Genomic DNA, 8028 nt, shown 5'->3' on the forward strand with positions numbered 1-8028 from the left:
CGCCGGGATCGCCTCGAGGGCGGACTCCAGGCCGTCGCTGACCTCCTCGTAGGAGTCGAGGAACGAGACGGAGGCGGCGTTGGTGCTGAAGCTGCTCTCGGTCAGCTCCTGGACSAGGCTGCGCAGCTCGGACAGGAGGCTGTTGATGTCCTCCTTGCCGGTGTCCAGCTTGTCGGCGGCGGCGTCGATGTCGTCGTAAGTGAGTTCCTGGTCGGCCATGACGTGCTCCTTCGTGGTGAGGTTCCCGAGGCGTCGGCCGTCGGGTGGACAGGAGTCGTCTTCCGTCCCGCGTCCGCTTTCAAACCCCGGCCTCGCGATGCGTGGCCGTGCGGGCGCCCTCACCACCCCAACGGGGGAGGGATCTCCTCACTACGGCAGATGTGTGGCGCCGGTCACGCGGGGTTGACTCCTCGCCATGGCAGCGAACCAGCAGACCCGGACGCGACGCATGGTGCGTCTCGCGGCGCTGGGGCCCCTCACCCTGGTCTCGGCGGCGTGGACGTTCAGCGTGGCCGGCGCCGGGGCCCTCCCCGCACCGACCGTCACGGCGGGCTCCGCCGGCCCGGCCGAGGCCGCTGAGCCGGCCGTCGAGGTGCCGGCGGACAGCGTCGAGGCACCGGCGAGCCCCCGGGGCAGCGCCACGCCCGGGCCGCGGACTGCCTCCGGCGGCGGACGAGTGGCGGTCGTCGCGGCGCGGAGCGGCACCTCGGTCCCGGCCCCGGCGATGGCGGCCTACCAGCGGGCGGCCGCGATCATGCGCGGCGCCGACGAGGACTGCGGCCTCGAGTGGCCGCTGCTCGCGGCGATCGGCTCCGTCGAGTCGGGGCACGGTACCGCCGGGGGCAGTGCCCTCGACGACGACGGCGTCGCGACCCCGCCGATCATCGGCATCCGGCTCGATGGCCGCCGCGGCACGGCGCAGATCTCCGACACCGACGGTGGCCGGTACGACGGAGACCGGGCCTGGGACCGCGCCGTCGGTCCGATGCAGTTCATCCCCACCACCTGGGGCATCGTCGGCGTGGACGCCGACAACGACGGGCAGCGCAACCCGCAGGACGTCGATGACGCAGCGCTGGCGGCCGCCGTCTACCTCTGCTCCGGCGACACCGACCTCCGTCAGCCGGGAAGCGCCCGACGCGCCGTGCTGCGCTACAACCAGTCGTCGGCGTACGCGGACCAGGTCCTGGCCCTGGCCCGCTCGTACGCCGCTGGAAGCTCCGTCCCGCTGGCGGCCGGCATCGCCGTGCGCCCCACCGGGACGGTCCCCGCGGCGGGGAGCGCGACCAGCCGCGACGGCCGCGGCGGCACGGATCGGGGCATACGTGCCGCCGCGCAGCCGGCGCGGGGCGGGCCCGGTTCCGCGAAGGGGAGCGACGGGTCTGGAGGTGCGCCCGCGTCGTCCACGCCGAGGACCGGGAAGCCGTCCGGTGGAGATGGGGACCGCGCGAAGCCCGCACCGAAACCCACACCGAAGCCTGCGCCGAAGCCCGCGGCGAAGGACGTGCTCGCACCCCTCGCCGAGACGCTCGACTGCACCGTGAGGAACCTCGACAAGCTCCTCCAGCCCGACGGCCTCGCCGCGTGCCTGGCGAAGCTGGGGGGTCGCTGAGGAGCAACCCCCCGGCTTCACGGCGTGGCAGGCAGCGCGGGACTGTGGCCAGCAGCGACTTCCCGGGTTAGCGTGGCTGGGAAGCGTCCTCCAGACGACGGCGCGGGGGAGGTGGTTGCGCGTGCTGCTGTTCGAGAGCACCGAGCTCGGTGAGACCGAGGAATTCCTGAACGAGCACTATGCCCCGATGCGGATCGGGAGCACCGGGCCGACCCGCGCGAGGATCGCCCGCGGCGCGTCCGACGGCGTGACCGTCGACCGCGTCGAGTTCGACTTCGTCATGTCGTACGACGTCGAGCCGCTCGGCCGGATCGGGCTCTGCGACGTGCGCACCGGCAAGGTCGAGGACCACGGGCCGGACGGGTCGGTGCCCGAGTCCTTCGGCCCGGGCGAGCTGTTCTCCCTGGCCCCGCCGGACCGGTCCTACCGCGGCACGATCAACCGGTCGCACTACTCGGTGACGATGGTCGACCTCGCCCTGCTGAGCGAGGTCGCGGCCCCGACCGGCCGTGCCGAGTCCATCCAGCTGCTCGACCACAGGCCCGTCGATGCCGCGGCCGCCCAGCGGCTGCGGGGCGCGATCGACCACCTCGACCGGGTCGTGCTGAGCGACCCCGTCGCGGCAGCCAACCCCCTGGTCCTCGGCACGGCGAGCCGCTACGTCGCCGCCCAGCTGCTCGGTGCCTTCGCCACGACCGCGGACCCCGGGGGGACGTCGGACAGCCGGGACGCCCACCCGGCCGCGCTGCGCCGGGCGATGGCGTTCATCGAGGAGAACGCCCACCTCGACCTCTCGCCCGCGGAGATCGCCACCGCGGCGCACGTCAGCATCCGCGCGCTGCAGCACGCCTTCCGGCGCCACCTCGACACCACGCCGACGGCGTACCTGCGCGAGGTCCGCCTGGCCCGGGCCCGCCGCGACCTCCGCGCCGCGGAGGTGGGCGGCACCACCGTCGCCGAGATCGCGGCCCGGTGGGGCTTCTCCCACCAGGGGCACTTCGGGCAGGCCTACCGGCGGCTGTTCGACGAGACGCCGGGCACCACGCTGCGCTCCTGAGCCCGGCGGCGGGGGCCTGTGCCGGCTCGAGCGGGGCCGAGAGGGGTCGCAAACGGGACTGCAAGTCGGCGCTGCCCGGATACCGCGCGGCGCGATGCGTTCCTACGCTGGACGGAGAGCGTGCTGCTTGATCCCGGCCGACCCGGCCGTCCTCCGCTGCACCACCGACAGAGAGCGTGCAGCCATGACGACCGACTTCTCCTCGCGACCGCAGGAGCGGCCGCCCACCCCGCTCGAGCTGGCGGCGCTGGCCGCCCGGAACCGGAACGGCGGTGCCCGCATGTCGTCCGAGGCCCGTGAGGTCAAGCAGCTGGAGTGCCTGGTCTGCGAGGAGTGCACGCCCCACGAGATCGGTCCCGCGACGTACGGGCGCGACGGCGAGCTGCTGGTCCAGTGGTGGACCTGCCAGGCCTGCCGGGAGGGCCGCACCGTCGGCTGAGCGACCGACACCACCCCGCCGCCGTCGTGTGTGATCGACGGCGAGGGGTACCTCGGGGGCCCACCACACCCCCTGAGGAGTGATCCCCGTGAACGACGCTGTGTTGAAGGGCTACCTGCAGCACCACTGGGTCGGCTCCACCGCCGGCGTGGCCGGCTTCCGGCGCGTCGGACGGTCGCACGGCGACCCCGCTGCGGCTGCCGAGATCCGCACCCTGTCCGACGAGGTCTTCGCCGACCGCGAGGCGCTGCGCGGCATCATGCGCAGCGTCGGCCTCCGCCCGAGCCTGCCCGGCACCGTGGTCGCCCGGGTCGGCGAGGTGCTGGGCCGGCTCAAGCCGAACGGCACCCTCTTCCGCCGCAGCCCGCTCACCGACGTGATCGAGCTGGAGACCCTGCGCCTGGCCGTGACCGGCAAGAAGGCCGGCTTCGAGGTGCTGCGCGCGGCCGCCGACTCCGACCCCCGCCTCGACCCCTACGCGCTGGACCGGCTGCTCGAGCGCGCCGACGAGCACGTCCGGGCCCTCGAGCGGCTGCACGTCACCGTCTCGCGCGAGCGCATCGTCTCCAGCAAGCCCGTCTCGTGAAGGTCGTCGTCACCGGCGCGACCGGCAACCTCGGGTCCGCCTGCCTCCGTGCGCTCGGCGCCGACGGACAGCACGAGGTCGTCGGCGTGGCCCGGCGCGGTCCCCGGGTGCCGCAGGGCACGGAGGCGACGGCCGTCACCTGGCACCCGGCCGACGTCAGCGCGGACGACCTCGACGCGGTCGTCGCAGGCGCGGACGCGGTGGTCCACCTCGCCTGGAAGTTCCAGCCGACGCACCGGCCCGACGAGACCTGGGAGACCAACGTCGTGGGCACCCGTCGCCTCCTCGAGGCGGTACGACGCCAGGGCGTGCCCGCGTTCGTGACCGCCTCGTCGGTCGCGGCGTACTCCCCGGTCGACCACGACGAGCCGATGGACGAGGGCTGGACGACCGACGGGGCGTCCGTCGCGGCGTACTGCCGCGAGAAGGCCTACAACGAGCGGATCCTCGACGCCTTCGAGGCCTCGACGTCAGGGACGTCCGGCACGCGGGTGGTTCGCCTGCGCCCGGCCTTCGTCTTCCAGCGCTCGGCGGCCAGCGAGCAGCGGCGCATCTTCGGCGGCGCCCTGCTGCGGCCGAAGATGCTGGACCGCCGCTTCCTGCCGGTGCTGCCGGTGCCGGCCGGGTTGCGGATGCAGGCCGTGCACGCCGGCGACGTCGCCCAGGCGGTCGTCGCCGCGGTCGAGCGCCCGGTAACCGGCGCCTTCAACCTCGCGGCCGACGACGTGCTGCGCCGCCGCGAGCTGGGCGAGGTCGTGGGTGCCCGCACCGTCGAGGTGCCCGCTGGCCTGGTCCACGGCGTCGTCGAGGCCGGGTGGTGGACGCGCGTGGTGCCGGTGCCCGGGTCCCTGCTGTCCGCGCTGCTGTCGGTGCCGCTGCTGCGCACCGACCGCGCCCGCGACGAGCTCGGCTGGATCCCCCGGCACAGCGCGGCGGCCGCGGTCAGCGAGCTGCTCGAGGGCGCGGCGATGGAGGCCGGGTCAGGGATGCCCCCACTGCACCCCTGACCCTTCCTCGAGTCCCGATCTGACCGGGACCGCGAGCCCCCCAGCCCTGCGGTCCCSGCCAGCCGTCACGCTCCCGTCGTGGCGGTCAGGTGGCGTCCTGGCGACGCGGTGCGAGCACCGGGTGGCCGGACTGGCGCTGCAGCATGCGGGAGGCCCGCTGGATGCGCAGCAACATGGCGGCGGACGGGGTGACCGATCCGCGCACGTAGGTGGACAGGCGCGAGGGCGAGGTGCCGATGCGCGAGGCGAACTCGCGCTGCGAGGCGCCGCTGACGGCGACGAGGTGCCGGATCTCGCGGGCGACCTGGTCGCGCTCGCGCTCGCGGCACCACTCCTGGCACTGCTCGACCGACCCGGCGACGGCCGCGAGGGCCGAGGGACGGTCGGAGGACTGCGCCAGCGCGAGCAGCTGGTCGGCGTACGGGCCCCAGGGGCTGGCCGCGACCGCGCTCAGCTGGGCGCGCCAGTCGGTGATCGAGCCGTGGTCGAGCAGGCGGTGCAGCTGGGCGACGGTGACGATCGGGGTGGCGGCGACGCCCTCCGGGTCGAGGTCCTCGAAGACGAGGTTCTGGGCGATCACCGCGCAGGTGGTGGCGACGTCGACGTCGACCTCCGTGGCCGGGTGGTTGCCCAGCCGGTTCTCGAGGTCCCAGCGCAGCAGGCGACGCACGGCGATCGTGGTCCACGGCAGCGCGGGGTCGTCCTCGAGCGCGATCGCGGCGCGCTGCTGCAGCCGGGCCAGGCGGGACTGGCCGACCTGCGCCTCGAGCTCGGCGGTCGCCGCGTAGTCCGCGGGCTCGTCGAAGACGATGATCGACACGAGGTTGGCGAGCACGGCGCAGCGCGCGGTCGAGCGCGGGTCGGCCTGGTTCTGCTCCAGGATCCGGACGAAGCGATCCCACAGCGCGGCGTGCTCGGCGGGGACCCGGTCGGCGCGGTCGAGCGTCGCGAAGAGGATGCGCCGCAGCGTCGTACCGGCCTGGACCGGCACCGGGTGGGAGGCGAAGAGGGAGCGCAGCTCCGGCGCAGGCGTCGGTGCCGGGCGGGTGCGGGTGGCGACGGAGCTCATGTGACGTCCTCGTCCTCGGGTGGTGCGGCCGCCGGAGCAGCCCTTGCACCCACCCAGACGGGACCCGGCACGGAACATCACGCGGTTTTCGCGATTTGCCCGAACTTTTTTCCGGAGCCACCGTTGGACCCGTAGCGGCCTACGATCGTGGGGTCGTCCCGCGCCTGTGGGGGCGGGGCAGGAGGAGGGAACATGAGCGCCGACGGGGCCGCCGAGCAGGGCCGGGACACCGTGCCCGTTGCCGGCGCGCCGCTGCCCGGCGGTCTCGACTTCGACCAGCTCTACCGCGAGCACGTCGACGACGCCCGCAAGCTCGCCACGATCCTGGTCGGTGCGGAGCAGGCCGAGGAGCTCGTGGCGGAGTCCTTCGCGCGGGTGCTCGCCCAACTGCGGGCCGGCCGCGGTCCGCGCGACAACTTCCGCGCCTACCTCCACGTCACGATCCGCAACGGCTTCCGCGACTCGCTGCGCACCCCGCGCGAGGCGCCCGTCTCCGACCAGCCGTGGCTGCTCGACGACGCCCAGCCCTCGGCCGAGGAGCTCGTCGAGGACCTGGCGGACGACACCGCCGCACACGCCTTCGCCACGTTGCCCGAGTCGTGGCAGAAGGTGCTCTGGTACGTCGAGGTGGAGGGACGCAAGCCCGGCGAGGTCGCCGACCTGCTCGGCATGCGCGCGGGCGCGGTGTCGTCGCTGGCGCACCGGGCCCGGGAGGGCCTGCGCCGCGCCTACCTCGACCAGCACGTCGTCGGCCAGCACGTCGGTGGCCAGGCCGCGGCATCCGACTGCGCCTGGACCCGGGCCCGGCTCAGCCAGTACGTCCGCAGCGACCTCAGTGCCCGCGCCGAGGAGAAGGTCGCCGCGCACGTCGGGAGCTGCGATGAGTGCCTCGCGGCCTACCTCCAGGTCGAGCGGGTCAACCGCAAGCTCGCCGCCTGGATCTTCCCGGCGGTCCTCGCCGGCGCCCTGCCCGCCTCGGGCAAGGGCCTGGCCTGGCTGCTCGGCGCCGCCGGGCTCGCCGGCGCCGGCGGGTCGGGCGGCAATAGCGCCGGCAGCTCGTCGTCGAGCGCGACGAGCACCACCGTGGTGGCCGCCGCCGCAGCGGTGGCCGCGGGCATCGCCGGCGTCACCTGGGCGGTCACTGCCAGCGACACCGACCCGGCCCCGTCCCGGGCCGGGGCCAGCAACGCCGCGCCGTCGGTGGCGGGTACGACGGCCGCGGCCGACCCGGCCCCGGCCAGCGACCCGGTCACCGACCCCGCGCCCGAGCCCGACCCGGTCGTGGTCTCCCCGTCCCCGGTGACGCCGGCGCTCGACCCGGGGCCGGGTCCTGCGCCGTCGCCCACCCCGACGCCGGCGTCCTCACCGACGCCCAGCCCGTCGCCCAGCCCGTCGCCCAGCCCCTCGCCGCGCCCCGACCCGCCGGTCGTGGTGGTCGCGCAGGCACCGACCGCCACCCCGATCACCGCGTGCGGCACGTGGGGCAGCCTCACCCTCCCGACGACCCGCGGGGTCCGCTACGAGCGCACGGCCGGCGACGGACGCTCGGGTCGGTGGGAGGTGCGGGCCACGGCACGCGACGGCTACGCGCTGCGAGCCGGGAGCCGTCGTACCTTCAGCGGCGACCTGGGCGACCACCGCTCCTGCGTCACCCTCGCGTCGTTCACTGTCGCCTCGCACGCGGAGGCGAACTTCAACCACTGGGACCTCGTCGTCGGCGTGGGTGCGGACGACGCGGACGCGGCCGACGACGTCACCGCGACCTTCGCCTTCGACCAGCCCGTCCGGCTCAGCCACGTCGAGGCCTTCGCGGGCGACGGGTGGTTCTGCCGCACCTCGACCGGGACCACGGTCAGCCCGCGGGCCAACCCCGGCCTCGTCCTCGGCCCCGGCGGCCAGGGCGCGCTGGTCTGCTCCTACGACGAGCCCGGCAGCCCGACCCAGCTGCGCGTCCACGCCGCCGCCTTCGACGGCCTCGACCAGCTCTACCAGCCCTCCGGCACCGTCACCCTCGCCACCAGCGACGGCGTCGTCGCCACCCGCCCCTTCTGACCCGGGCCAGGGTGGTAGTCCCTGACGAAAAGCACCGCGACACGCCGTACGACGGTGCTTTTCGTCAGGGACTATCCCGCCGGAACGGGCCCGGAGATCGTCAGACAAGAGCGGTAGTCCCGGGTCAAAAGCACCGGGACACGCCGGTCGAGGGTGCTCTTGACCCGGGACTACCGCAGCTCGTCCACAGGTCTCAGGAGCGGCGG

The 8028-nt window shown here is 74.7% G+C and carries 8 protein-coding genes; 6 read left to right on the top strand and 2 right to left on the bottom strand.

Annotated features, from left to right (window positions below; genetic code table 11):
- A partial coding sequence (locus L615_RS01570; RefSeq protein ID WP_145723880.1) for a WXG100 family type VII secretion target occupies positions 1-219 on the bottom strand: 219 nt, incomplete at its 3' end.
- A gap of 196 nt (positions 220-415) precedes the next feature.
- Between L615_RS01570 and L615_RS01575 the strand changes: the two genes are divergently transcribed.
- The 5 genes from L615_RS01575 to L615_RS01595 all read left to right on the top strand — a co-directional run bounded on the left by L615_RS01575 (position 416) and on the right by L615_RS01595 (position 4701).
- Positions 416-1612, top strand: coding sequence for a lytic murein transglycosylase (locus L615_RS01575; RefSeq protein ID WP_145723881.1), 1197 nt, complete (start codon positions 416-418; stop codon positions 1610-1612).
- Positions 1613-1733: 121 nt separating this feature from the next.
- Positions 1734-2669 (top strand): helix-turn-helix domain-containing protein, encoded by a 936-nt coding sequence (locus tag L615_RS01580; RefSeq protein ID WP_222430408.1) that lies wholly within the window; start codon positions 1734-1736, stop codon positions 2667-2669.
- 184 nt (positions 2670-2853) lie between these two features.
- A complete protein-coding gene (locus L615_RS01585) occupies positions 2854-3108 on the top strand; it encodes a hypothetical protein (protein WP_145723883.1) in 255 nt (84 codons plus the stop codon).
- A gap of 88 nt (positions 3109-3196) precedes the next feature.
- Positions 3197-3694 carry a hypothetical protein gene (locus L615_RS01590; RefSeq protein ID WP_051486004.1) on the top strand — a complete coding sequence of 166 codons (498 nt, stop codon included), beginning with the start codon at positions 3197-3199 and terminating at the stop codon, positions 3692-3694.
- Entirely contained in the window at positions 3691-4701 is a 1011-nt protein-coding gene (locus tag L615_RS01595; protein WP_145723884.1) for an NAD-dependent epimerase/dehydratase family protein, read from the top strand. Before L615_RS01590 ends, L615_RS01595 begins: the two co-directional genes overlap by 4 nt.
- Before the next feature lie 85 nt (positions 4702-4786).
- Here L615_RS01595 and L615_RS01600 read toward each other — a convergent pair whose 3' ends face one another.
- A complete protein-coding gene (locus L615_RS01600; protein WP_145723885.1) occupies positions 4787-5770 on the bottom strand; it encodes a helix-turn-helix transcriptional regulator in 984 nt (327 codons plus the stop codon).
- 192 nt (positions 5771-5962) lie between these two features.
- On the opposite strand from L615_RS01600, the gene L615_RS01605 reads away from it, so the two are divergent.
- Positions 5963-7822, top strand: a complete 1860-nt coding sequence (locus tag L615_RS01605) for a sigma-70 family RNA polymerase sigma factor (RefSeq protein WP_145723886.1) — start codon at positions 5963-5965, stop codon at positions 7820-7822.
- Positions 7823-8028: the final 206 nt, after the last annotated feature.

The organism is Nocardioides sp. J9, from assembly GCF_007829375.1.
Taxonomy (GTDB): Bacteria; Actinomycetota; Actinomycetes; order Propionibacteriales; family Nocardioidaceae; genus Nocardioides.

What these genes read in the sequence shown, in the direction of transcription:
- L615_RS01575 (WP_145723881.1), top strand. Translation starts at nt 416, where the DNA reads ATGGCAGCGAACCAGCAGACCCGGACGCGACGCATGGTGCGTCTCGCG.
- L615_RS01585 (WP_145723883.1), top strand. Translation starts at nt 2,854, where the DNA reads ATGACGACCGACTTCTCCTCGCGACCGCAGGAGCGGCCGCCCACCCCG.
- L615_RS01600 (WP_145723885.1), bottom strand. Translation starts at nt 5,770, where the DNA reads ATGAGCTCCGTCGCCACCCGCACCCGCCCGGCACCGACGCCTGCGCCG.
- L615_RS01605 (WP_145723886.1), top strand. Translation starts at nt 5,963, where the DNA reads ATGAGCGCCGACGGGGCCGCCGAGCAGGGCCGGGACACCGTGCCCGTT.